The organism is Halovenus salina (assembly GCF_026410925.1).
Lineage (GTDB): Archaea > Halobacteriota > Halobacteria > Halobacteriales > Haloarculaceae > Halovenus > Halovenus salina.
Window position 1 is genome coordinate 2,127,466 of the sequence record NZ_CP112972.1, and the last position, 21,162, is coordinate 2,148,627.

Here is a 21,162-nt window from a genome sequence, read left to right on the forward strand (position 1 = left end):
GCCGTTACGTTAATTGGTGAGCGGTCCCTAGTTGATACCGTCCGAATGAGGCGTGATAACTTTACAGTCACCGTCGAACTCCCCGACGCCGACCCCGACCGTCCCACCCTGCACATCGAGTACACCGGTCCGACCGTCACGCTCACCACACAACTGACAGCCGAGGACGGCGACCTCTATCCAGCCGAGGAGATTGACGCGGCGTTCCGGCTTCAGGACCCACTCGACGTGGCGGACTCGGCAGGTGTGTTCAGCCTCACCCACCGCGTCACCGGGGAGTACCTGCTCGAAGTCAACGTCTCGGCCGAGACGGTGCTCGACCTGGTCGACGTGGCACGCGACGCCGACGGGGAGGCCGGGAGCTATCTGGTCTGTATCGAGCGCGAGGACGACCCCATCGAACACGAGATGGACGCGCTGTTTGTCTACGACAGCCAGGGCGACCTCCTGCGACAACACAGCCTCATCCCCAGCGGCGTCGAACTCTAGACGGCGTCGGCCATCGCCGGCAACACGTCGGTCACGTCTGCCAACAGCTCGTAGTCGGCAGCCGCCGACACCGGTGTCTCTTCGAGATTGACAACCACGAGCGTCGCCTGTGTCGCTGTCCGCGGAAGCGATGCCGCTGGCTCCACCGACAGCGACGAACCGGCCGCGAGGAAGACGTCGGCTCGCCGTGCGTGGTCGCGGGCCATCTGGAGCGATGCCCGGGGCAGTTGCTCGCCGAACAACACCACATCCGGCTTGAGCAGTCCCTGACACTCCCGACACCGTGGCGGCGTCTCGCCGCTCGTGACGCGGTCGCGGACCGGTCCGGCGTCGGCCCGCCGACCACACTCCTCACAGACGACGCGGTCGGCGTTGCCGTGGAGTTCGACGACGGTCTCTGAGCCGGCCGCGCCGTGAAGCCCGTCGACGTTCTGTGTGACAACCACATCGAGTACGCCCGCCGCTTCGAGTTCGGCGAGTGCCTCGTGTGCCACGTTCGGCTCGATATCGCCGCCGTAGACCGTCTCGTGCATTTCGACGCGGCGCTCCCAGAACGCGGCCGGGTCGGCCTGAAACCGGCCGTACCGGAACTCCGCAGGGTCGAAGGTGTCCCAGACGCCGCCCTCGCTCCGGAAATCGGGGATGCCAGAGGCGGTGCTGACGCCGGCACCCGTCAGTGCGACCGCGTGGTCGGCCGCCGCCAGTTCGCTCGCGATTGTCTCGATTGTTTCGTCGGTCGCCGTCACACACGGACCTGCGAGAGCAGCGGTCAAAAACACATCCCCTCGCTGCTGGCGAGAGAAAGTATCAAACCCGTTGGACCGCGACTGTCGCCTATGAGTCGTGTGCTGGCTGTCGTCTGTTTTCTGCTCGTCGTGACCGGGGCAGGCTGTCTCGGACTCGCCGACGACGAACTGACCAGCGAGGACCTCCTTGAGGAGCTGAACGAGACAGACGCTCCGGCAGTCGTCGCCGGGACCTACCATGCAAATTGGACGTACGGCAACCAGAGTTTCTCACTCTCACACGACAGTTGGATTCGGGCCGACGGCGCAAGTCGACGCGAGAACGATGTCGACGGCCAGACGCTCGTCACCGTCGACGACGGGGACCGCCGCTGGCGATACGACCCGACCCGGAATACGGTCTCTGTCAGAGACTCACGGACAGAGGGCGACCAGACAACCGAGCGGAGAGACGGACTCGCCGAGATTCTTCGGAACGGCCCGGTAGCCGGCATTCAGGAGACAGAGTATCAGGGACGAGCCGCCTACCACGTCACACTCACCCGCAGTGACAGCGGGCGCGACCGACAGCCCCTTCCTGTCCTCTTGCCCGGGGGCGGTATCGCTGGCGGTGACAGCGGCGACGAACAGCTTACCGACGTGAAGACGCCGTTTAACGCGACCCAGGTAGAGCTGTGGATAGATGCGGCGTCGATGTCGGTGGTGAAACAACGAATCGAGGGCGACGAGACCGGCGTGTTCCGGTACGAGAACGTCACCTTCGACGTCTCCGGGAACCCCTTCGCCTTCGAGGTTCCCGAGAATACGACGATTCGGACACCCGCTGACCTGGAGAACAGAGTCGACAGCTACGCGGCCGCCCGCGAGCGGGTCGACCGAGTTCCGGACCCCGAACTGACCGAGGCGTTCTCGTTTACGCGTGGCTCCGTCACCGACGAACGGCTCTCGCTGTCGTACACCAACGGCGAACAGAACGTGGTCGTCTCACGGTCGACCGACATCACGGCGTGGGAGACGGACGGTGAGCCCGTCGCAGTCGGCGAACAGACGGCGTACCGGCGGGTCAACGGCTCGGCCACCACGCTCGTCTGGACGTGTGACGAGTACAGCTATCGGGTCATTGGCACTGCAGCCGAGGAGACGCTCGTCGAGGCAGCGTCCTCGGTGGCGTGCTCTTGAGTTCAGATGTCGACCGCGTAGGCGAACTCGTCGGCACGAGCGGCGAACCGTCCGAGCAGCTCTGCGGCCTCGTCGAGGTCCTCGAGGTCGAGCATCTCGACGGGCGTGTGCATGTAGCGGTTCGGGACGCCCACGTTCAGCGAGGGAATCCCGCCCTGTGAGACGTAGAAGGCGTCGGCGTCGGTCCCGGTCCGGCTGCCGGCGGCCTGAAGCTGGTATGCCAGGCCGGCGTCGTCGGCAACGGTCCGGACCGCTTCGACCACGTTGGGGTGGTTCGTGCTCCCGCGGGCGACGACCGGTCCTTCTCCGAGTTCGATACCGGTGTCGCGGTCGCCAGGGACGCCCGGGCCGTCGGTTGCGTGGGTCACGTCAGTCGCGACAGCCACGTCGGGCGCGAGGTCGAAGCCGACCATCTGTGCGCCCTTCAGGCCGACCTCTTCCTGGACCGTGCTGACGGCACAGACAGTCGCCTCGGGGTCGCGTTCGGCGGCCCGACGCAGCGCCTCTGCGGCCGCCCAGACACCGATGCGGTTGTCGAGCCCGCGAGCCGTGATACGCCCGTCTTCGAGTTCGGAGACCGTCTGGTCGAAGGTAATTGGGTCACCGACCTCGACAAGTTCCTCGGCGGCCTCGCTCTCGTCGACGCCGATATCGACGTGCTGTTCGCGAATCTTGCTGTAGGAGTCTTCGTCTCTGTCCCGCAGGTGGATGGCGGTCTGGCCGATGACGCCCGGGACCGTGCCGTCGTCGGTGTGGACGACGACGTGTTGGCCCGGCGAGACGGTCTTGTCGCTGCCGCCGATACGGGTCAGACTGATCGAGCCGTCCTCGTTGATATCCCGCACCATGAATCCGATTTCGTCACAGTGGCCAGTAATCGCAACCGTTGGGTCGCCGCCTTCGACGACGGCGACGGCGTTGCCGTATTCGTCGGTCCGAACCTCGTCGGCGAACTCGGAGACGTACTCGACCCACTCGCGCTGGCCGGGAACCTCGAAGCCAGAGGGTGTCGATGTCTGTAGCAACGAGTCGAGAAACGCTCGCTTTGTGCCGTCCATATCCGGCGGTTGGACCCAGCCCACCTGAATCTACCGTTGTCTGCCGACGCGGCTTGGGACGAATTCGACAGGTCTATCATTATTATCAGTCGTAGATCCCGTATGAGCCACGACGAAGTACTGGCCGCGCTTCGTGAGAACGCACGCTACAGCACGGAAGACATCGCGCGGCAACTGGGGATGGAGTCCGAGGCCGTGGAGGAGAGTATCGAACAGCTCGAATCCGAGGGGGTCATCAGAGGCTACAAGCCGATTATCGACGGACGTAAGCGCGACGACGAGCCGGTCCGGGCGGCCGTCGAATTGAACGTCACGCTCGACCGCGAGACCGGATACGAGGATATCGCCGGTCGACTCGCCAAGTTCGAGCTGGTCGACTCGCTTCATCTCGTCAGCGGTGAGTACGACTTCTTCATGGAGGTCGAGGCTGACTCGATGCAGGAGGTCTCCCAGTTCGTCAGCGACAAGGTCGCGCCGGTTCCCGAAATTACCCAGACGGTCACCCACTACGTGATGGACTCGTACAAGGAACAGGGCATCCTGCTGGGCGACGGGCACGACGACGACCGCCTCTCTGTGTCACCATGAAGCCGGCAGAACGCATCGAGCGGGTCCCGCCGTCGGGCATCCGTCGGTTCTTCGAACTCGCAGAACAGCGCGACGACGTTATCTCGCTTGGGGTCGGCGAACCCGACTTCGCGGCCCCCTGGGCTGCTCGCGAGGCCGGTATCGCCTCGCTGGAGCAGGGCAAAACCTCCTACACTGCAAACCGGGGCCGCCGGGATCTCCGGGTGGCAATCGCCGAGACTGTCGACCGGCGCTACGATCTCGATTACGACCCCGATGAGGAAATCCTCGTCACAGCGGGCGCAAGCGAGGCCGTCGACCTGGCCTTTCGTGCCTTCGTCGACCCCGGCGACACCGTCGCGGTCGCCCAGCCGTGTTACGTCTCGTACGTTCCAGGTGTCCGCTTCGCCGGCGGCGAGGTCTGCTCGGTTCCGACCCGCCCCGAGGATGAGTTCAAGCTCACCTCCGAGGCGCTGGCCGACGCGGGGGCCGACGAGGCGGAGATGCTTGTCATCTGCTACCCCAACAACCCGACCGGCGCGACGATGACCCGCGACGAACTCGCCGAGGTGGCCGCCTTCGCCCGCGAACACGACCTCACGGTTGTCTCGGACGAAATCTATGCCGAACTGAGCTACGACCACGACCACACCTCGATATCGACGCTGCCGGGAATGCGCGAACGGACAATCGTCATCAACGGCTTCTCGAAGGCCTACGCGATGACGGGCCTCCGGCTGGGGTATGTCCTCGCGCCGGCGGAGGCGACCCGGGCGATGAACCGGGTCCACCAGTACACGATGCTCTCGGCCCCGACGACGGCCCAGCACGTGGCACTGGAGGCGCTTGACTCCTGTGGGGAGGTCGTTTCGGAGATGGTCTCACAGTACAACCGCCGTCGGAACCTCGTCCTCTCCCGGTTCGAAGAGATGGGTATCGACTGTTTCCGGGCGAGCGGGGCGTTCTATGCCTTCCCTGCGACCCCCTGGAAAGACAGCGAGGCCTTCGCAGAGGCGCTGCTCGAAGAGACCGGCGTCGCGGCTGTCCCGGGTGACGCCTTCGGCGAGGGTGGCCAGGGTCACCTTCGTGTCTCGTATGCGACCGGAATGGACGACCTCAAAGAGGCCCTCGACCGCATCGAGGGCTTTGTCGAGACACACGAGGACCCCGAGGCATAGCCACGCTGTGGCGGAACGGGTAAGAGGCTGTCACTCGAAGTAGTTGTATGGTAGACATCACGATTCTCGAAGTGAACCTCTCGGACAGCTCGTTTTCGGCACACGCCGGGTTTGGCGACGACGAAGGCGACGTTGACGACGAGGTGAACGGCGACGACGAATCAGGCGATGATGACGATGGCGGGAACAAGCTACTGGCGGCCGTTGCTGGTCTCGTCGTGTTCGTCGTCGTCGCGAGCGTCCTCAAGTTTCTCCTCGGTGGCGATGACGAGGAAGCCGACGACGAGACGCCGGAAGAACCGGTCGGCGTGACCATCGACGACGAGTAAGATCGGGTGACTGTCGGCACGCGCTGGTCACTGTGGAAAGGTAATTCTTGCTGTGGTCCCGTCTGTGGTCTCGAATGACAGGCGTGCCTCAGAATACTCGATGACACGATCGATAATCCAGAGGCCTGCACCGCTGCCGTGCTCGAGTGCGGACTCCCCGTGTCTGTCGATAACGTCGAGTTCGTGTGCGTCGATACCAGGGCCGTTATCAGCGATTTCGACTGTCGGGCCTGCGTCTCCGTCTTCGACCGTGACGACGACGCGGGGCTGTTCACTGTCGTTGTGGTCAAAGCCGTTCCGGACGAGGTGACGAAGCGCCGTTGTTAGCTGGGTGTGGGCCGTCACACGAGTGGTCGCATCGATATTCACCAGCAACTCTCCGTCAGGAAATTCAGGGTCGACGGTTTCGGCGACCGCACGGACTGCTTTCGCAAGCGAGGTGGTCGTCATTTCGTCTCTGGCACGAATGACCGTCCGCATCTCCCGGGCGTGTTCTGCCGTCCGAGCCAGCTCGTTACAGTTCTCGACGATGGCTTCGGCGTGGGATTTGAGCGGCTGGTCGAGTTGCTCGACAATTGTGTTCGCATACCCTCGAATCGGCGTCAGCTTGTTTCGCACGTTATGTCTGAGTATCCGAGCAATGACCTGTTCGAGCAGCGCGACGTCCTGTCTGCTGTCGATGACTTCGGCGACGACTTCGAGATTCGCCGCGAGTATTTCGAGAATCTCGGCGTCGAACTGCGTGAAGCTGTCCTCGTACGTCGACCCGGCGGTCAACACGCCGTAATCGCCGATCGGAACGATAATTTCTCCCCTGATTGGCGTCTCTGGATTGTACGCCTCTGGGTGTTGCGAGGCGTCTGAGACGATTGTCGTCGACCCAGACTCGAACGTCTGCCAGGCAATACTCTTGTCGTCCTCAGAAAATGTTGGCGGCGCGTCGAACAACTCTGTTGCGTCTTCTGTCATCCCGAGCGGTTCGAGGACATCTCTCGCGGGACGGTACCGCCAGACGCCTGCAATCGGGAAATCGAGGAGAGCCGGTATCGCGTCGAGGACAGTTTCGGCCATCTCCTCGTGTGTCTCTGCCTGGAACGCCTCGCTAATCTCTCGCTGAACGCCGGCTAACCGATTCCTGGTGGTCGACCGGTCGAGTGCAACCGTCACCAGTTGGCTCAACAGCCGCAGCAGATGCCACTCTTGGTCCCCGAAGGCGTCAGGTTTGACTGCCGACGTGATGAGCACGCCATGGACGCCGAGTGGCAGAATAATTGTGCTTCCAGCAGGCGCTCCATCGTCGGGGAGTGTCCCTTCGAAGTCCTCCGTGTCGTCGATGCGAACGGGGGTACGCGCTTCGTAGGCATCCCAGATAACGGTATCTCTGACGGTATATCGTGGTGGCTCGTTGAACTGCTCGCGCACGCGCCCGGCCGTCGCGGCTGGTTCTAGTGCTTCTATCTCGCGGTTGTACAGGTGGATGCCGACAGTCGAGTAGCCAAAAACGGACGCAACCGTCTCGACAGCCTGCGTACAGACCTGCTGTCTGGAGTCTGCCGCGAGCAGTTTCTGGACTGCCCCGTACAGCTCATCGAGTGTCTGTTCGCGCTGTTTGCGTTCTGTGATGTCGACGTAAATACCGATGTACTCGGTGGCTGACTGTGTTTCGAGCGGCACAGCGTTGAACAGAAAGGACTCCGTACCCGACGGGGTCTCTCGTTGCACCTCGGCTTCCAGTGACTCGCCGCGGTCGAGTGCTGCCATCAGCCTGTCTCTCTCGAACGGCCTGTCGGGTAGTCGGACGAGCGTGTTCACTTCTCGCCCACGGATTGTGTCGTCTTCGTAGCCAAATCGCTGCTCGAAACGCTCGTTCATCTCGACGACACGCTCGGTTGTGCCCTCGATAGTCACAGCCACGACTGGATACGGAAGCGCCTCGAACCACTGTGGCTGACGTTGTCGTCTCGCCGCTGATACACAGGCGCGGGCCACCGTCTCGTTCAGGTCTGGGAGTGCTGCTATGGTCTCGTCGTCCAGCCCAGCCCCTTCCCTCCCGAGGACGAGCACGCCGAACCCCGGGAGTGAAAACAGGTGATAGGTACCAACACCCGTGACTGACTCCGTGGCCGGGAGCGACGACCCAATCGAGATGTCACCCATCTCCTGGGACCGTTGCTCGTCTGTGGCGTGGCCGCGGTCGATATCGGCTTCGAGGCGCGATTCAAGCTGCGTATACGCGGCCGCCAGCAGGTCGCTTCGGTCTGGCTCCGTCGGCACAGCGGCAACCGGCGACAGACCCTCGCTGGTGGTGAACACCGCACCGACCGAACAATCAAGCTGTTCCAGATACGCCTCCAACGCTGTCTCGGCTGTCTTCGGCACAGTCGCCTGTGATTCGACTGCAAGCGATATCTCGTACAGTGCTCGAAATCGTTGTTCTGCTCTCATGATCGTGGCCACGCTGGCGATCCAGCCCCGGGCTGCTGGTCCGATACCTACGCCGGCACAAGCGTACGATATGTTATTAATTAAATGGCTTAATTGTTCGGCCACGGCGCAGACGGGTCTGTACCTCTGTTTATTTACCAGGGGATACTACGTACCGTATGGCCAACAATCTCCATCAAAAGCTCGTCGAGGAATCCGCCGACATGGCGACAATCATCGACGCCGACGGGCAGATAGCGTACGTGAGTCCGTCTATTCAAGACACGCTCGGGTACGACCCCGAGGAAATAGTCGGCGACGTTGGCTACGAGCACCAACACCCAGACGACCGCGAGACGGTCGCAACCGCAATCGAGCACATCGAAGCCAACCCCGACGACACACAGGTCATCGAAACCCGGTTCCGCCACGCCGACGGCTCCTGGCGCTGGGTCGAGGCGACGCTGCAGAACCGATTCGACGACGAGACAATCGACGGTATTCTGGTCAACAGCCGCGACATCACCGACCAGAAGCGCCGGGCACGGGAGCATCAACAGCTCGCAAGCGAGTACACGACGCTTCTCAGTACGGTCGAAGACGGTATCTTCTTTCTCTCTGTCGAGTCGACCGACGGAGGCTACGAGTTCCGATTCGAGCGCCTGAACGAGGCATACGAGGAACAGACGGGACTCACAACCGAGGACATGAAAGGCAAGACACCGACAGAGGTGTTCGGCGAGGAGGTCGGGGCAGAACTCGATGCGAACTACCGTCGGTGTGCGCGTGACCGCAAGCCAATCACCTACGAGGAGGAGGTCCCGGTCGAGACAGACGCGCGGTTCTGGCAGACCAACCTCGCGCCGGTGGTGACAGACGGCGAGGTGACCCGGATTATCGGCATCACGAGGAATATCACCGAACGAGTCCGACAGGAACGCCAGCTCCAGCGCAAAAACGACCAGCTCGAGGAGTTCGCAAGCGTCATTAGCCACGACCTGCGGAACCCACTCAACGTCGCTCAGGCACGGTCGACGCTGCTTGCCGAGGAGTGTGAGAGCGACCACCTCGACCCCATCGTCCGGTCACTCGACCGTATGGAGGAGCTCATCTCTGACACCCTTACCCTCGCCAGACAGGGCCAGGTCGTCGCCGACCCCGAGTCGATACCGCTGGTCGACCTCGTGGGGAGTTGCTGGAAGAACGTCTCGACGGAGGCGGCGACAATCGATATCGCCGACAACATCGCTATCAAGGGCGACCGGAGCCGACTTCAGCACGTCTTCGAGAATCTCTTCCGGAACGCAGTCGAACACGGCGGCAAGGACGTGACTGTCACGGTCGGGACCACCGACGGGCACTGCCTCTACGTCGAGGACACTGGACCGGGCATTCCCGAGGCCGAGCGCCAAGAGGTCTTCGAGCCCGGCGCCACGTCCGCTGACAACGGGACGGGATTCGGCCTCACGATCGTCAGACGCATCGCCGAAGCCCACGGCTGGGATGTCGCTATCGTCGAGGGGTCTGCGGGTGGCACGCGATTCGAGTTCACCGGCGTCGATATCGAGTCTCGCTGACTCACTAGCGTTTGTCTCCGAGGCGGTCGGCAACGGCCGCTCCGAGTTCCTGTTTTGAACCAACAACTTCGGTCACGTTGTCGCCGTCGACGACCAGCGCCGCCGTCTCGTCGGCACCCATCACGCCTGCGTTGTTCCCGACGACGAACGCGAGGCCGACGCGGTCCTGAAGCGAACGCGCCCGAGAGACGATGGCGTCGTTGTCCCCCTCGGTCTCTGCTTTGAACCCGACCATCGGAAGGTTGGGATGGTGCTCGCGGACCGTATCGAGGAGCTTTGGCGTCGGCTCGAGGTCGAGGGCCAGCTCCTGACCGGACCGGATCTTCTCGGAGGCGGTCTCGACGGTGTAATCGGAGATAGCAGCCGCGGAGACGAGGGCGTCGGCATCTGGAGCGCGGTCGAGGACTGCATCCAGCATCTCGGCGGCGCTCTCGACGGCGACGGTCTCGGCCCACGGCACGTCCGGTCCGTCGTGGACGAGAACGGTGTCCGCGCCGCGGGTAACGCAGGCACGGGCGACCGCGCGCCCGGTCCGTCCCGAGGCCCGGTTCGAGAGGGTCCGAATCGGGTCGACCGATTCGGTCGTTGCGCCGCTGGTGACGACGACCGTCTGCCCGGCTAGTGGCTGGTCGCCGGTCGCGCGGGCGGCGGCCGTGACGATGGCGTTCTCGGTCGCGATTTTGGCTTTTCCCTCCTCGATGCGCGGGTCGACGAAGTCGACGCCCCAGGATTCGAGCTGGTCGAGCGCGTCGAGCACGCCAGGGTGGTCGTACATCGGCTCGTGCATCGCCGGTACGACCACAATCGGGACATCGGCCCCAAAGGCCGTCGTCGCACAGGTCGTCACCGGCGAGTCGTCGATTGCCGCGGCCATCTTCCCAGCGGTGTTTGCTGTCGTCGGCGCGACCAACAGGAGGTCTGCCCACCCGTCCCGGCCACAGAGTTCGACGTGTTCGACGGCCCCGGTAATCTCGGTGACGACGTCGTTCTCGGTCGCGTATTCGAGCGCCCACGGGTGGATGATACCCTGTGCCGCCTCGGTCATCACCGCCCGGACCTCGGCACCCTGTCGCCGGAGCTCGTGTGCCAGCTCGACGGTCTTGACTGCGGCAATCGAGCCGGTCACACCCAGCGCCACGTTGACTCCTTCCAGCATATCTCTACTGCGGTCACGTGGCAACTTAAACGTCCAGTTCCGGGCCACGACGGTTGTGCCGACCTGACTCCCGCTCGGGGCAGGCTTTTGTCATAGATGAGCGAACAGTAGTCTGTGACACTCACACTCACGCCGCTGTTCCTGCTCGGAGTTGGGGTGCTGTTTCTCGTCGCCGGGGCAGTCAACGGACTCGCAGGCTTCGGGTTCGCGCTTGTCGGAACGATGACACTGGCGACTGTGGTGGTGCCGGCGACCGCGGTCGTGTTCATGATTGTCCCAATACTCGGTGTCAACATCTCGCTGGTCGGCGAGCTCTCGGCCGGTGAAATCCGGAGTTGTGGACGGCGGTTCGCGCCGCTGCTGGTCTCGACACTTCTGGGTACGGTCGCGGGAATGGCGGCCATCGATGCGCTGCCCGAATCCCCGCTTCGTCTGTTGCTCGGAATCGTCTCGCTCGGGTTCGTGGTGAGCGCACAGCCTCTCGTCTCGGTTCCGGGGCTGGACCGCGCCCGCGAGGGCTGTTTCGTCGAGACGACGCCTGCGATGGTCGGCGTTGGCGGGCTCTCGGGGTTGGTGTTCGGGGGGACGAACGTCGGCGTGCAGTTGGTTGCGTTCCTTCGGAGCTGTGACCTCTCACACGGGCTGTTCGTCGGCGTCGTCGCGCTGGTTTTTCTCGGTCTCAACGCCGCTCGCGTCGCTGCGGCGGGCGTCCTCGGGCTCTATCCTGACGCGGTTGTCTTTGCTGTCTCTGTTGGGGCCGTCCTGCCGGCAGTCGCTGGCGTCGCGGTTGGACGGCGACTCCGTGCCCGTGTCAGCGAACGGGTCCGCCAGAGTGTCGTCCTCGGACTGTTGACGGTCATCGGTCTCCGACTCGTCGGGGCTGGACTCGGACTGGTTGGGTAGCAGGAAGACAGGTCACTAGACGGCTGCACCACAAGTACTTATGTTGTGGTATTCAAACAATACCGTATGGGAAACAACAGTAGCGCACTCTCACGGCGTCGTCTGCTCACCGCGACAGGGGCCCTGTCGGCGACGGCACTGGCAGGGTGTCTCGGCAGCGACGGCGGCGGTGGTCACGGCGACGAACAGCTAGCTGACACGCGCGAGCGTCCGCTTCCGGAGGGAGCAGAGAACTGCGTCTCGACCATGGGCATCGAGCGTGACCCCGACGGACTCACCGCCAAAGAGAACGTGGACTACCAGTACCATCCTAACTACACGGGCGACAGTGGCTTTATCGAACTGTGTGCGAACTGTCAGTTCTTCTGTCCAGGGAATCAGTTCGACTCCGGCATCGGCGCGTGTGCCGCCGTCGAGGGCGGTATCTACTCACAGGACTGGTGTGCGCTCTGGCAGCCCGTCGAGGGTCTCGAACAACAGGAGCGGTCACGGGCCAGAGGAAGTCAGACAGACACGTAGTTACGCGACGGACTCGGCGGTGTCGGCGAGCATCTCGGCGGCCAGGTGGATTTCGCGCTCGGTCACGTCGAGCGGTGGGAGCATCCGAAGCGTCTGTTTCCCACAGCCAAGCGTCAACAGACCGTTGGCGAAGGCCTCTTCCTGAATCGCGTCGCGGCGCTCTTTCGAGTCGAACTCGATGGCGAGCATCAGCCCCTTGCCACGGATGTCGATGGCTCCAGGCATATCGAACTCGGCGAGGAGCTCCTGCATTTGGCGGCCGCGGTCGGTGGCATTGTCGAGTAGGTCGTACTCTTCGATGGCATCGATGGTGGCGACACCCTTGGCGGAGGCGAGCAGGTCGCCGGCACCCCACGTCGAGGAGATACGACCTTTGTCGTCGGGGAAGACCTCTTTGGTGGAGATAGTCGCACCGACGCGGAGCGCCTTCGCGCTGGTGATGACATCGGGCTCGATGGGGTAGTGATCGGAGGCCCACCACTCGCCGGTCCGGCCCATGCCGGACTGTATCTCGTCGGCGACGAGCGTGAGGTTGTGTTCCTCACAGAGCTCGGCGATCTCGCTCATAAACGCCTCGCTGGGCGGCCGGTACCCTCCTTCGCCCTGGAAGGGCTCTATCACGAGTGCGGCAACTTCCTCTGCGGCGACGTATCCGGTCTCTGGGTCGAGCATCCGGCGGAGGTAAGACGTATCGTCGAAGAAAAAGCCACAGTCACACGTCTCAGCGTCACAGGTGCTGTTCGTACAATATGGCATATCTTCGACGCCGTCGATCTCGGGGAAGTGGCGGCGGTACTTCGACCGGGAGCGGTTCAGCGAGAGCGTCCCGAGCGTGCGGCCGTGGAAGGCCCCTTCGGTCGTGATAGTGTACTTGCCCTGGGTGTGGTCGAAAGAGATTTTGAGTGCATTTTCGACGGCCTCTGCGCCGCTGTTCGAGAGAAAGACCCGGTCCATCCCGTAGTGGTCCGAGATGTCGGTCAGCCGGTCCATCAGGTCGGCAGGGCCGGGCACGCTGGCGTTACTTTCGGGGACGCCCTCGGCAGGCAAATAAAAGTCCTGTCCGGCGATTTTCATCGGATCGACGAGGTCGAACTCCTCCAGTTTGTCGAGCACCTTGGGGTTGTTGTATCCAAGCGGTGCCGCCCCGACGTGGCCGGCGAAATCGAGCAGGACGTTTCCGTCAACGTCCGTACAGAATGGTCCCGTTGCCGGTTCGTTGTAATCCCATGCGAACTCACAGACGTATGTTGACGTTGCGGCGTTTTCATGGTGGTAACCGGCGACCTGTTCTGCGATGTCACCGGGAACCGTCGTCACTTCTGGTTCGACATTTTCTCGGTTCATGTAGATAGCAAGGACACCACCATCATAAGCCCTGCCGATTTGAGCTCTGTCTCCTATTATCTAAGTAACCAATTGAGTACCGCCTCAGATGTCGATATACTGCGATTCCCACTCACCACGCGCGTCGATTTCGCGGTCGCCACGACGTGTCAACGTATAAAAGTTCGTCCGCCGGTCTCGCTGTCCTTTCTCGACAAGTCCCTTCTCGACAAGCGTATCCAGGTTCGGATAGAGACGGCCGTGGTGGATCTCTTTCTCGTAGTACTCTTCTAGCTCCTCTTTGATAGCGAGCCCGTGTGGCTCCTCGCGCCCCGCAATGACGTACAACAAATCGCGCTGGAATCCTGTCAAGTCGTACATTTGTATTCTCCTATTATGATTTACTGTCTGAATATATTGAATGTTTCGCTTAGAACACATTCCTCGGCAGTGTTTTCTGTCCATATGGTATAAGTTCTAGGCTGTTCGAACCTGGGGAACTCTCCTATTTCGTGTGTGGTACTACTAGAAAATATCTGGCGTCAGGAAGTTATCAACTGTCTCTCTGCCACCCGCAAATCGCTGTTACAGGGGCTAAATCGAATAAAACGGACAATCGACCTGTTCGACACCGGTTGCCGTCGGCCAGGACACGTGTGTACGCAGAAAGATACAATCGGCCGACAGTCCGATTCAGTACACGGATATGTCCTCGAACAGTTCACGCAGTTGGTCACTGTTCTCCGGCGGTGTGTGGTATCGAATCGAACTGTCAGGTCTCTCGTATCCAGGCCGACAGCTCACGCTGTTTCGTCGGTCTCGTCGAGGGTGTGCTCGATGTACTGTGTGACGTGGTCGTCCATCCGGCGTTTGAAGCCCGCCTGCCGGGCGAGTCTATCGAGTTCGCGGGCGACGAGGCTGCCGTACTGGAGTGCCTTCTTGTCCCGGAAGGCGATCTCCTCGGGGAGCCAGTCGGTCGCCACCTGTCGAAGCGCACGTTTTCGAGTCTCTCCGGCGACCAGCGCCGCCTCGGGCAGCTCCAGCGCGCTCACAACCACGCGATCGTGGAGGAAGGGTGTGACGGGCTCGACACCACCGGCCTGGAGGGCGAGCCAGTCGCGTTCGAGCTGGCCAGGCAGGGTTCGGACGACCTCGCGGCGAGCTCCCCGAACCGTGTCGGCCTCGACGCGATGGTCTTCGGGCGCACGCGCGACCTTCTGATAGCCACCGAACAACTCGTCTGCTCCCTGTCCCAATGCAAGGCGGTCGACACCAGCCTCGTGGCAGTGGTCGGCAAGCAGAAAAAGTGGCAGGGCAATCTGAACGTCCATCGCGTTCGTCCGACCGATTGCCCTCGCGACTCGGGGCACGGCGGCTTCGAGTGTCTCGTGGTCGAGTTCGAGGACCGTCAGGTCGGCATCCAACGCGGCTGCACCAGAGCGTGCCGCCTCGATATCGTGGCTCTCGGGGAAGCCGACGGTGTACAGCTCCACGTCGAGGGCTGCTGCCAGCAGCGCCGAGTCCACACCCCCCGAGAAGGCAACGGCGAGCCCCGAGCGGTCGACATCGGCCAGTGTGGCCTCAATGGCGTCACGAAGGCCCTCGACACCCTCCTCCTCACTGACTGCCGGCGGCTCCGAGAGCGTCCACACCTGTCGTGTCTCGCCGTCCTCGTGGACAGCCCCGGCCGGGAGTCGCTCGGCCCTGACGAGTGTCTCCGGGTCGTGACTCCAGGCCGCGGGGTTCTTTGGGTCGAAAAAGAGCGGATAGCGGCCGAGCACATCCCGGACCAGTCGCCCCTCTATCGCGCCGGCGAAACCGGCAGTTCCCGGGAGCGCCTCGCGGCTGTCGATGGCCCGTTCGACAACACTCGCCGTTGTTCCGGTGAGGGTCATAGCTATCATCTCTCGTGTGGAGACGACCAAAAGGGGTCCGCTTTGCTCCAGAGACGGTGCCCTCATGCGTACTCCTCAAGACTTAACCCTGTTCGGGCGAACAGGTGGCTAGATGGTCCGTGACTCGCTCGCGGACGACGACCCAGAGTTAGAGCCACTGGTGGACGCGTTGCACGACGAGGATTGTCGGAAGATTGTCGCTGTCCTCTCCGAGCCGATGACCGCAGACGAGGTAGCTGACACGACAGAGATACCACTGTCGACGACATACCGGAAATTGGATAAGCTGACCGAGGCATCACTCGTTGAGGAGGGCGTCGAGATTCGCCCCGACGGGCAACACGTCAATCGGTACGTAGTGGCTTTCGAGGAGGTCTCGTTCGCACTCGCTGAGGACAACGAGTTCGAGGTCGATATCTCGCGGACGCCCCGGAGTGCCGACGAACGGCTCGCCGAACTCTGGTCGGAGGTTCGAAAGGAAACATGAGCTACGATATCACGGTCACGACACTCATCATCGGGTTCAAGACGCTGACGCTGGTGTTGGGTGGTCTCATCACCTATCTCGCCTACCGGGCGTATCGCCGGACCCACTCGCGCTCGCTCGGTGCGCTTGCGGTCGGGTTCGGGTTCGTCACGCTCGGAACCTTTCTCGCTGGCGTCGTCGACCAGTTGCTCGATGCCGGCTTCCAGACGGGGCTGCTCATCGAGAGTGCACTTATCGCCGTTGGCTTTCTAATTATCGTCTACTCGCTGTATACGACCCGCCCTTAGAAGTAGCCGAGATTCCGGGCGGAGATGAGGCCCGCCGTCACCAGCAGTGCAACGGCACACAGCGACGCCGCCAGGAGGAACGGCCGCGCCGCTGCTGCCGGCTCGCGGACCTTGTCGCGTTCGGCCCCATCGGTGAGCTTCGCGCCGCCGATTTCGACAGTCGCCATCAACAGAAACCAGAACGACACCATCGTGAGGACGAGCCAGCCGCTTTCGGTCTCGAACAGCGACTCGCTCGTGTACCGGGTTGCGGCCATGTGTCCGCCGGTCAACAGCAGGGCAACAGAACTCACACGCGAGATGGTCTTGACGCTCCCGACGAGCGATTCGAGCGGCGCGGCGTTCAGCGTCCCGTTTCGCGCCAGCGGCAACACAGCCACGACGAGAAACAGAACACTTCCGGTCCAGACGCCGGAAAACAGTGAGTGAGCGACCCACACAGCGACTTCGACGGGTTCCATAGTTCGCGGTTTCGCGGCCGCTCAAATATGTCGTTCGGTTCCTCGCGACCGCTTGTTTCGCTCTCGTCTGTGACTCCGGTCACTCCTGTGCCCACGCAACGGCGCTGTCGAGGTCGTCGAAGTCCTCGACTGTAGCACCGGGAACGTCGAGCTGGGATTTCACCGCCATCGCAGTGATACCCTCGGAGACGAATCCGATTCTGTCGACGCCGGTGTAGCGCCCGTTCGCAGACCACTCCTCGCCCATGTACTCCTGGGTGTCTCTGGCCAGATTCGTCTTGTCACCGAACACTGCGATGGTCGCCTCGATGTCGTCGCGATTACCCCGCTCTCTGTAGTGGTTACTCGCAGCCTCCAGGTCCTCGTCTGCAAACCCTTCCCAGCCGCCCATATACCAGATGCCGACGCTGCCCCGCTTTTCGAACTCCCAGGCGTAGTCGTCCGGATTTGGTAGATTCTGCATCAGCCCTCTATTTGTCTTCTGTCGGTTTAGCGGTTCCGAGTTGTAGTCAGTCACTGAACTATATGATAGTAGACATAAAATATATGTATTTTAATGTATATTTATTATTTAGGAACATATGCCGGGTGCACTGGTCGGGGTCCTCCTGATAGTTCTCGGCGTTCTCATCACTGTTGGGGGCACGTATGCCCTGGCGGCGATGGTCGGTCTCGCCGTCTTGGTCTCGTTGTACTTTGGATTCCAGCCGGATATGATTGACTCGACGCTTTCTACGATGCGAGATGTTGGATTGGGTGGATTGTTGGACTTCCTCGGCGGAATCCCGTTTGGACCGGAACTCGTTGCCGCGGTCGTCTCGTCGGCGGTCGTCCTCCATCTGATAGGTGTTGGGTGGGGAATTGCCGGTGGAATCCTCCCGTCTGTCATCGGGTTCCAGGCTGGGATGTCGATGTTTGGAGAGTCGATTCTTACCCTCGGGACGATGGGGCTTGGCTTTCTGTTCACGCTCGGGCTCATGGCGTTTGCGCCGATTGCGATTCCTGCGATAGTTGGGGCAACGCTGTTCGGCGTCGGCGTGCAGTTCACCTTCTCGGTCGCGGACGGGTCGACAGAGCCGTTTGCGGGCGTCGCCGAGTGGCTCCGGTCCGACGGTATCCCCGACCTGATTTACGCTATCGGCAGTATCGTCGACTCTCCTCTTCTCATCGTCCTCACGCTGTCTGTCGCAATCGCCGGTCCCGCTGCCCAGTTGCTCGTCATCAAACTCGCCCAGTAGGTCGAGTTGTCCGTCTCAGAGTTCGTAGGCCGATTCGAACGTCGTCGAGGCGCCCTCTGATTCGACCGACCCTTCGATTCGGACCCTGAACGAACCGTCTCGAATCGCGCTGACGATACCGCTTCCGAGATCCGCGTACTCGGCAATTAGTTCGAACTCCTCGTTTGCCGTGTCACCCGGACCGAGCGACGTGATGTCCTTGCGCGCGGAGGCGACCTCCTGGTCGTTGACGAACGCGTCGTAGTCGACTGTCGGCGACGGAATCTCGTCGCTCTGGTGGGTGTTTATCATCTCCAGCACGACGGGAATTGTCGCGCTCGTCAGCCCGGCATTTGGCGGACGAACGTCGACGATGTTTGCATCCAGTGCCTCGACAGGCGGTGGGTCAGACTCGCTCCCCAACAGCTCGCCACAGCCCCCCAGCGAAGTGACAGCCCCCAGCGCAGCGGTCGTAATTGCTTTTCTCCGCGACAGCATATTCGGTTATCTTGATAGAAATACAATAAAACTATCCTCGCGCTCTCTCTCCCTGCGGTGTTCAGAAAGCATCGATCAACGAGCCAGTTTCTGCCGTACAGCCAGCTGAACCCTGGCGGACTGAAAGGGCGAGGGGCTCTCGGCGAACCCCGGCGACGTAAGCCGCGAGGCGGCACCGCCGCCTCGGCCCGTCCGAACGGTGCGTTGCGCCGTGAGGAGACACTGCAGGCCGCTTGCGGCCGAAGCGCGTGGTTCGAAAGAGCTCCGCTCTTTCGTCATCCTGAAAATCTCTGATTTTCAGAGACAGCGAGTCGCGGGAGTCGAGAGTGCCGAGGGCTTTCTTCCTCCTATCTTCCGCCACCGTTGCGTATCTGAACACTACCCGATCTCTCGGACCGTTTCAGGTCGAACCAGCCTCAGCCAGGTCTGCTACTGCCTCGGCCAGCACGCGAGTACAGGCCACGCAGTCCTCCCAGTCGGTCCACTCTTCGGGCGAGTGCGAGATGCCGTCTCGGGAGGGAGCAAACAGCAGGCCGGCGTCGGTCACGCGGGCGACATTCATCGTGTCGTGACCGCCACCTGAGCGCAGCGAGCGGTGGGCAATCCCATGGCGGTCGGCGGCCGCTTCGAGTGCCTCTCGACAGCGCTCGCTCATCGCCGCGGGCTCCGTCCCATGACGCTCGCTGAGGTCGGTTTCGACGCCGTGGTCGTCCTTGATGCGGGCGAGAATCTGGCGTGCGCGGTCCCGGAGAGCGCCAATCGTCTCAGTGTCCGTATCGCGGATGTCGAGGCCGAGTTCGACGTGGTCGGGGACGACGTTCGTCGCGTTTGGCTCAGCATCGATGCTGCCGACGGTCGCGACCGCGAAGGAGTCACCGTCGGCGACGACCTCGCGTGCGGCGCGTTCGATATCCGTCACGAACGTCGACGCCGCGACAAGTGCATCACGTCGGTCGGGCATGCGTGTGCCGCCGGCGTGGTTCGCCTCGCCGACGAATTCGACGCTGTACTGTCTGAGTCCCGTAATTGCCGACACCACCCCGGCCTGACAGCCCGCCGTCTCCAGCTCGGTCGACTGCTCTGGATGGAGTTCGAGCCACGCCTCCCACCCGCTCGCGTCCAGGCGACCCTCGCCCTGGAAGCCAATCTGTTCCAGACGCGTCTCCAGCGTGGTGCCGTCGTCGTCTTCGAGCGCGAGTGCTGTCTCGACGGAGCGCTCTCCGGCCGCGACAGACGAGCCCAGCAGTCCGACGTAGCGGGTGCCTTCCTCCTCCGTGAACGACACGACCTCGATTGGGCGGGCTGGCTCGTGGTCGGAGGCTTGAATCGCCCGAACGGCTTCGAGTCCGCCGTAGACGCCGAGTGGCCCGTCGAAGATGCCGCCCCGTGGAACCGAGTCGAGATGGCTCCCCGTCGCGACCGGCGGGGCCTCCGGGTCGGCACTCGCCGGCGTCCACCGCCCCGCGATGTTGCCGACGGCATCAACGCGAACGTCCATGTCGAGGTCCTCCATCTGCTCGACCAGCTGCTCGCGTGCCTGCCGGTCGGCCTCGGAGCCGGTCAGGACTGTCCGGCCGTGGCCTGTTTCGCTCGGTACCGCGCCGAAATCGCCGTTCGCTCGGAGGCGCTTCTGTAGCTGTGTCTCGTCGATGTCCATGTCACCGGTTGGTGGGGGTCTCGCATATATCTTGGAGCCGTCTGTCCATCTGGTAACCTGTATCCGCGGGAAACTTTAGTGTGCGGGGACGAATCGATTGGTATGAGCGAGGAGGGTACAGGGGCGACTCGACTGTCGCCGGACGACGCCTTTAGCGCGCTGGGAAGTGAAATGCGAGTGCGGATTCTCCGTGAACTCGGAACCGCAGACGGCCCGCTCGCATTCTCGGAGCTGTACGAGCGACTCGACCTCTCGGATTCGGCGCGGTTCAACTATCACCTCGACAAACTTCTCGGTCACTTCGTCCACAAGATCGACGACGAGTACGCACTCGCAAGTCCCGGCGAGCGGGTCGTTGAGGCGATTCTCTCCGGTGCGGTCACCGACGATCCGCGCCTGGAACGGACGCCGACAGACCAACACTGCACCGACTGTGGCCGCCGGCTGGAGATTGAGTGGCAAAACGGGAACGTCGAGGTTTACTGCCCGGAGTGTGAGAGCCGATGGAACCAGTCGTGGGGGCGGGTCGGTGGCCCGGTCGCGGCCGACTCGGGGTATCTCGGTCGGCTCCCCTTACCCCCGGCGGGACTCAAAGGTCGCTCACCGACAGCGGTCTTTCGCGCGGCCCGGATGTGGTCGAACCTCGAACTCATCGCCGTCTCGGCGGGCCTGTGTCCCCGGTGTTCGGCGACCGTGGAACGCGAACTGCTGGTCTGTGACGACCACGAGGCCGACGACGGCGTCTGCCCGGCCTGTGAGAGTTCGTTCGCGGTCAGGCTGGTCGCCCGCTGTACGAACTGTATCTACACCACCGGGACGGGTGCAGCCTGGGGGTTGCTCGCCACGCCCGAACTGACGGGCTTTCTCTTCGAGCAGGGGCTGAACCCGCTGGCTCCCGAAAACCCCGACCGCCTCGACAGTGTTCTTAGCGGCTACGACGAAGAAATCGTCTCGAAGGAGCCGTTCCGGGCAGAGTTCACCTTCTCTGCCGACGACGAATCACTCACCCTTTGTGTGAACCGCTCGCTTGAAGTACTCGACTCGACCTGAGGCTGACGGTGTCCCTGGTAGACGCTGGTGTCCCAGCGTGCAGCCCGATTCGAATATGAATCCAGCTTTTATTGCTAAGATTTAAAACTGGAAGCGCCACCAGAAGTCAGCATGGCCGACGCGAGACTCGAACTCGCGGACGCGTCACAGGGGGAGCGACAA

General features: G+C 62.5%; 23 protein-coding genes. 12 read left to right on the forward strand and 11 right to left on the reverse strand.

The genetic code is table 11. The features are described from left to right. Positions 1–45: 45 nt before the first annotated feature. Complete coding sequence (locus OSC37_RS10675; protein ID WP_267161460.1) at positions 46–489, forward strand: DUF5793 family protein; 444 nt, start codon at positions 46–48, stop codon at positions 487–489. Here OSC37_RS10675 and OSC37_RS10680 read toward each other — a convergent pair. Beyond that, positions 486–1,235, reverse strand: coding sequence for an NAD-dependent protein deacylase (locus OSC37_RS10680; RefSeq protein WP_267161461.1), 750 nt, complete (start codon positions 1,233–1,235; stop codon positions 486–488). The genes OSC37_RS10675 and OSC37_RS10680 overlap by 4 nt on opposite strands. A gap of 90 nt (positions 1,236–1,325) precedes the next feature. On the opposite strand from OSC37_RS10680, the gene OSC37_RS10685 reads away from it, so the two are divergent. Next, positions 1,326–2,414, forward strand: a complete 1,089-nt coding sequence (locus OSC37_RS10685; RefSeq protein ID WP_267161462.1) for a LolA family protein — start codon at positions 1,326–1,328, stop codon at positions 2,412–2,414. A gap of 2 nt (positions 2,415–2,416) precedes the next feature. Here OSC37_RS10685 and OSC37_RS10690 read toward each other — a convergent pair whose 3' ends face one another. Continuing rightward, positions 2,417–3,472 carry a M20/M25/M40 family metallo-hydrolase gene (locus OSC37_RS10690; RefSeq protein ID WP_267161463.1) on the reverse strand — a complete coding sequence of 352 codons (1,056 nt, stop codon included), beginning with the start codon at positions 3,470–3,472 and terminating at the stop codon, positions 2,417–2,419. 102 nt (positions 3,473–3,574) lie between these two features. On the opposite strand from OSC37_RS10690, the gene OSC37_RS10695 reads away from it, so the two are divergent. From OSC37_RS10695 to OSC37_RS10705, 3 genes are read left to right on the forward strand one after another with little or no spacing between them, the layout of a single operon-like run. Then, on the forward strand, positions 3,575–4,060 hold the full coding sequence (locus tag OSC37_RS10695; RefSeq protein ID WP_267161464.1) for an Lrp/AsnC family transcriptional regulator: 486 nt from the start codon (positions 3,575–3,577) through the stop codon (positions 4,058–4,060). Then, positions 4,057–5,217, forward strand: coding sequence for a pyridoxal phosphate-dependent aminotransferase (locus OSC37_RS10700; protein WP_267161465.1), 1,161 nt, complete (start codon positions 4,057–4,059; stop codon positions 5,215–5,217). The genes OSC37_RS10695 and OSC37_RS10700 overlap by 4 nt, the downstream gene beginning before the upstream one ends. A gap of 47 nt (positions 5,218–5,264) precedes the next feature. Continuing rightward, positions 5,265–5,546 carry a hypothetical protein gene (locus tag OSC37_RS10705; protein ID WP_267161466.1) on the forward strand — a complete coding sequence of 94 codons (282 nt, stop codon included), beginning with the start codon at positions 5,265–5,267 and terminating at the stop codon, positions 5,544–5,546. Between the two features lie 27 nt (positions 5,547–5,573). On the opposite strand, the gene OSC37_RS10710 is transcribed toward OSC37_RS10705, so the two are convergent. Beyond that, positions 5,574–7,991, reverse strand: coding sequence for a GAF domain-containing protein (locus OSC37_RS10710; protein ID WP_267161467.1), 2,418 nt, complete (start codon positions 7,989–7,991; stop codon positions 5,574–5,576). A 158-nt stretch (positions 7,992–8,149) separates the two neighbouring features. Here OSC37_RS10710 and OSC37_RS10715 point away from each other — a divergent pair, with 158 nt between their 5' ends. Beyond that, positions 8,150–9,547: a PAS domain-containing sensor histidine kinase gene (locus tag OSC37_RS10715; protein WP_267161468.1), complete on the forward strand. Its 1,398-nt coding sequence runs from the start codon at positions 8,150–8,152 to the stop codon at positions 9,545–9,547. 4 nt (positions 9,548–9,551) lie between these two features. On the opposite strand, the gene coaBC is transcribed toward OSC37_RS10715, so the two are convergent. Next, on the reverse strand, positions 9,552–10,703 hold the full coding sequence (gene coaBC / locus OSC37_RS10720; protein WP_267161469.1) for a bifunctional phosphopantothenoylcysteine decarboxylase/phosphopantothenate--cysteine ligase CoaBC: 1,152 nt from the start codon (positions 10,701–10,703) through the stop codon (positions 9,552–9,554). Positions 10,704–10,817: 114 nt separating this feature from the next. Here coaBC and OSC37_RS10725 point away from each other — a divergent pair, with 114 nt between their 5' ends. Then, positions 10,818–11,606, forward strand: a complete 789-nt coding sequence (locus OSC37_RS10725) for a sulfite exporter TauE/SafE family protein (protein ID WP_267161470.1) — start codon at positions 10,818–10,820, stop codon at positions 11,604–11,606. A 66-nt stretch (positions 11,607–11,672) separates the two neighbouring features. Next, positions 11,673–12,125 carry a high-potential iron-sulfur protein gene (locus OSC37_RS10730; protein WP_267161471.1) on the forward strand — a complete coding sequence of 151 codons (453 nt, stop codon included), beginning with the start codon at positions 11,673–11,675 and terminating at the stop codon, positions 12,123–12,125. Here the strand turns inward: OSC37_RS10730 and OSC37_RS10735 are convergent, their stop codons facing one another. The 3 genes from OSC37_RS10735 to OSC37_RS10745 all read right to left on the reverse strand — a co-directional run bounded on the left by OSC37_RS10735 (position 12,126) and on the right by OSC37_RS10745 (position 15,343). Next, positions 12,126–13,469 carry a class-III pyridoxal-phosphate-dependent aminotransferase gene (locus OSC37_RS10735; protein WP_267161472.1) on the reverse strand — a complete coding sequence of 448 codons (1,344 nt, stop codon included), beginning with the start codon at positions 13,467–13,469 and terminating at the stop codon, positions 12,126–12,128. A gap of 84 nt (positions 13,470–13,553) precedes the next feature. Beyond that, complete coding sequence (locus tag OSC37_RS10740) at positions 13,554–13,829, reverse strand: helix-turn-helix transcriptional regulator (RefSeq protein WP_267161473.1); 276 nt, start codon at positions 13,827–13,829, stop codon at positions 13,554–13,556. A 419-nt stretch (positions 13,830–14,248) separates the two neighbouring features. After that, positions 14,249–15,343 (reverse strand): asparagine synthase C-terminal domain-containing protein, encoded by a 1,095-nt coding sequence (locus OSC37_RS10745; protein ID WP_267164179.1) that lies wholly within the window; start codon positions 15,341–15,343, stop codon positions 14,249–14,251. Positions 15,344–15,455: 112 nt separating this feature from the next. Here OSC37_RS10745 and OSC37_RS10750 point away from each other — a divergent pair, with 112 nt between their 5' ends. Next, entirely contained in the window at positions 15,456–15,830 is a 375-nt protein-coding gene (locus OSC37_RS10750) for a winged helix-turn-helix domain-containing protein (RefSeq protein WP_267161474.1), read from the forward strand. Next, entirely contained in the window at positions 15,827–16,117 is a 291-nt protein-coding gene (locus OSC37_RS10755) for a DUF7521 family protein (RefSeq protein WP_267161475.1), read from the forward strand. Before OSC37_RS10750 ends, OSC37_RS10755 begins: the two co-directional genes overlap by 4 nt. On the opposite strand, the gene OSC37_RS10760 is transcribed toward OSC37_RS10755, so the two are convergent. Further along, positions 16,114–16,578 (reverse strand): CopD family protein, encoded by a 465-nt coding sequence (locus OSC37_RS10760; RefSeq protein WP_267161476.1) that lies wholly within the window; start codon positions 16,576–16,578, stop codon positions 16,114–16,116. The two genes, OSC37_RS10755 and OSC37_RS10760, sit on opposite strands and share 4 nt — an antisense overlap. A 79-nt stretch (positions 16,579–16,657) precedes the next feature. After that, on the reverse strand, positions 16,658–17,041 hold the full coding sequence (locus OSC37_RS10765) for a hypothetical protein (protein ID WP_267161477.1): 384 nt from the start codon (positions 17,039–17,041) through the stop codon (positions 16,658–16,660). A 118-nt stretch (positions 17,042–17,159) separates the two neighbouring features. On the opposite strand from OSC37_RS10765, the gene OSC37_RS10770 reads away from it, so the two are divergent. Continuing rightward, entirely contained in the window at positions 17,160–17,816 is a 657-nt protein-coding gene (locus tag OSC37_RS10770; RefSeq protein ID WP_267161478.1) for a hypothetical protein, read from the forward strand. 15 nt (positions 17,817–17,831) lie between these two features. Here OSC37_RS10770 and OSC37_RS10775 read toward each other — a convergent pair whose 3' ends face one another. Then, positions 17,832–18,293, reverse strand: coding sequence for a hypothetical protein (locus tag OSC37_RS10775; RefSeq protein WP_267161479.1), 462 nt, complete (start codon positions 18,291–18,293; stop codon positions 17,832–17,834). A gap of 400 nt (positions 18,294–18,693) precedes the next feature. Beyond that, the gene (locus OSC37_RS10780) at positions 18,694–19,950 is read right to left on the reverse strand and encodes a M20 family metallo-hydrolase (protein WP_267161480.1); all 1,257 of its coding nucleotides are present in this window, start codon (positions 19,948–19,950) and stop codon (positions 18,694–18,696) included. A 102-nt stretch (positions 19,951–20,052) separates the two neighbouring features. Here OSC37_RS10780 and OSC37_RS10785 point away from each other — a divergent pair, with 102 nt between their 5' ends. Further along, positions 20,053–21,000: a winged helix-turn-helix domain-containing protein gene (locus OSC37_RS10785; RefSeq protein ID WP_267161481.1), complete on the forward strand. Its 948-nt coding sequence runs from the start codon at positions 20,053–20,055 to the stop codon at positions 20,998–21,000. Positions 21,001–21,162 lie beyond the last annotated feature (162 nt).

Coding starts and splice junctions, on each gene's coding strand:
- OSC37_RS10730 (WP_267161471.1), top strand. CDS start 11,673: ATGGGAAACAACAGTAGCGCACTCTCACGGCGTCGTCTGCTCACCGCG.
- OSC37_RS10760 (WP_267161476.1), bottom strand. CDS start 16,578: ATGGAACCCGTCGAAGTCGCTGTGTGGGTCGCTCACTCACTGTTTTCC.
- OSC37_RS10775 (WP_267161479.1), bottom strand. CDS start 18,293: ATGCTGTCGCGGAGAAAAGCAATTACGACCGCTGCGCTGGGGGCTGTC.
- OSC37_RS10780 (WP_267161480.1), bottom strand. CDS start 19,950: ATGGACATCGACGAGACACAGCTACAGAAGCGCCTCCGAGCGAACGGC.
- OSC37_RS10750 (WP_267161474.1), top strand. CDS start 15,456: ATGGTCCGTGACTCGCTCGCGGACGACGACCCAGAGTTAGAGCCACTG.
- OSC37_RS10745 (WP_267164179.1), bottom strand. CDS start 15,343: ATGACCCTCACCGGAACAACGGCGAGTGTTGTCGAACGGGCCATCGAC.
- OSC37_RS10705 (WP_267161466.1), top strand. CDS start 5,265: ATGGTAGACATCACGATTCTCGAAGTGAACCTCTCGGACAGCTCGTTT.
- OSC37_RS10700 (WP_267161465.1), top strand. CDS start 4,057: ATGAAGCCGGCAGAACGCATCGAGCGGGTCCCGCCGTCGGGCATCCGT.
- OSC37_RS10735 (WP_267161472.1), bottom strand. CDS start 13,469: ATGAACCGAGAAAATGTCGAACCAGAAGTGACGACGGTTCCCGGTGAC.
- OSC37_RS10710 (WP_267161467.1), bottom strand. CDS start 7,991: ATGAGAGCAGAACAACGATTTCGAGCACTGTACGAGATATCGCTTGCA.
- OSC37_RS10740 (WP_267161473.1), bottom strand. CDS start 13,829: ATGTACGACTTGACAGGATTCCAGCGCGATTTGTTGTACGTCATTGCG.
- OSC37_RS10685 (WP_267161462.1), top strand. CDS start 1,326: ATGAGTCGTGTGCTGGCTGTCGTCTGTTTTCTGCTCGTCGTGACCGGG.
- OSC37_RS10785 (WP_267161481.1), top strand. CDS start 20,053: ATGAGCGAGGAGGGTACAGGGGCGACTCGACTGTCGCCGGACGACGCC.
- OSC37_RS10765 (WP_267161477.1), bottom strand. CDS start 17,041: ATGCAGAATCTACCAAATCCGGACGACTACGCCTGGGAGTTCGAAAAG.
- coaBC (WP_267161469.1), bottom strand. CDS start 10,703: ATGCTGGAAGGAGTCAACGTGGCGCTGGGTGTGACCGGCTCGATTGCC.
- OSC37_RS10695 (WP_267161464.1), top strand. CDS start 3,575: ATGAGCCACGACGAAGTACTGGCCGCGCTTCGTGAGAACGCACGCTAC.
- OSC37_RS10690 (WP_267161463.1), bottom strand. CDS start 3,472: ATGGACGGCACAAAGCGAGCGTTTCTCGACTCGTTGCTACAGACATCG.
- OSC37_RS10755 (WP_267161475.1), top strand. CDS start 15,827: ATGAGCTACGATATCACGGTCACGACACTCATCATCGGGTTCAAGACG.
- OSC37_RS10715 (WP_267161468.1), top strand. CDS start 8,150: ATGGCCAACAATCTCCATCAAAAGCTCGTCGAGGAATCCGCCGACATG.
- OSC37_RS10770 (WP_267161478.1), top strand. CDS start 17,160: ATGCCGGGTGCACTGGTCGGGGTCCTCCTGATAGTTCTCGGCGTTCTC.
- OSC37_RS10675 (WP_267161460.1), top strand. CDS start 46: ATGAGGCGTGATAACTTTACAGTCACCGTCGAACTCCCCGACGCCGAC.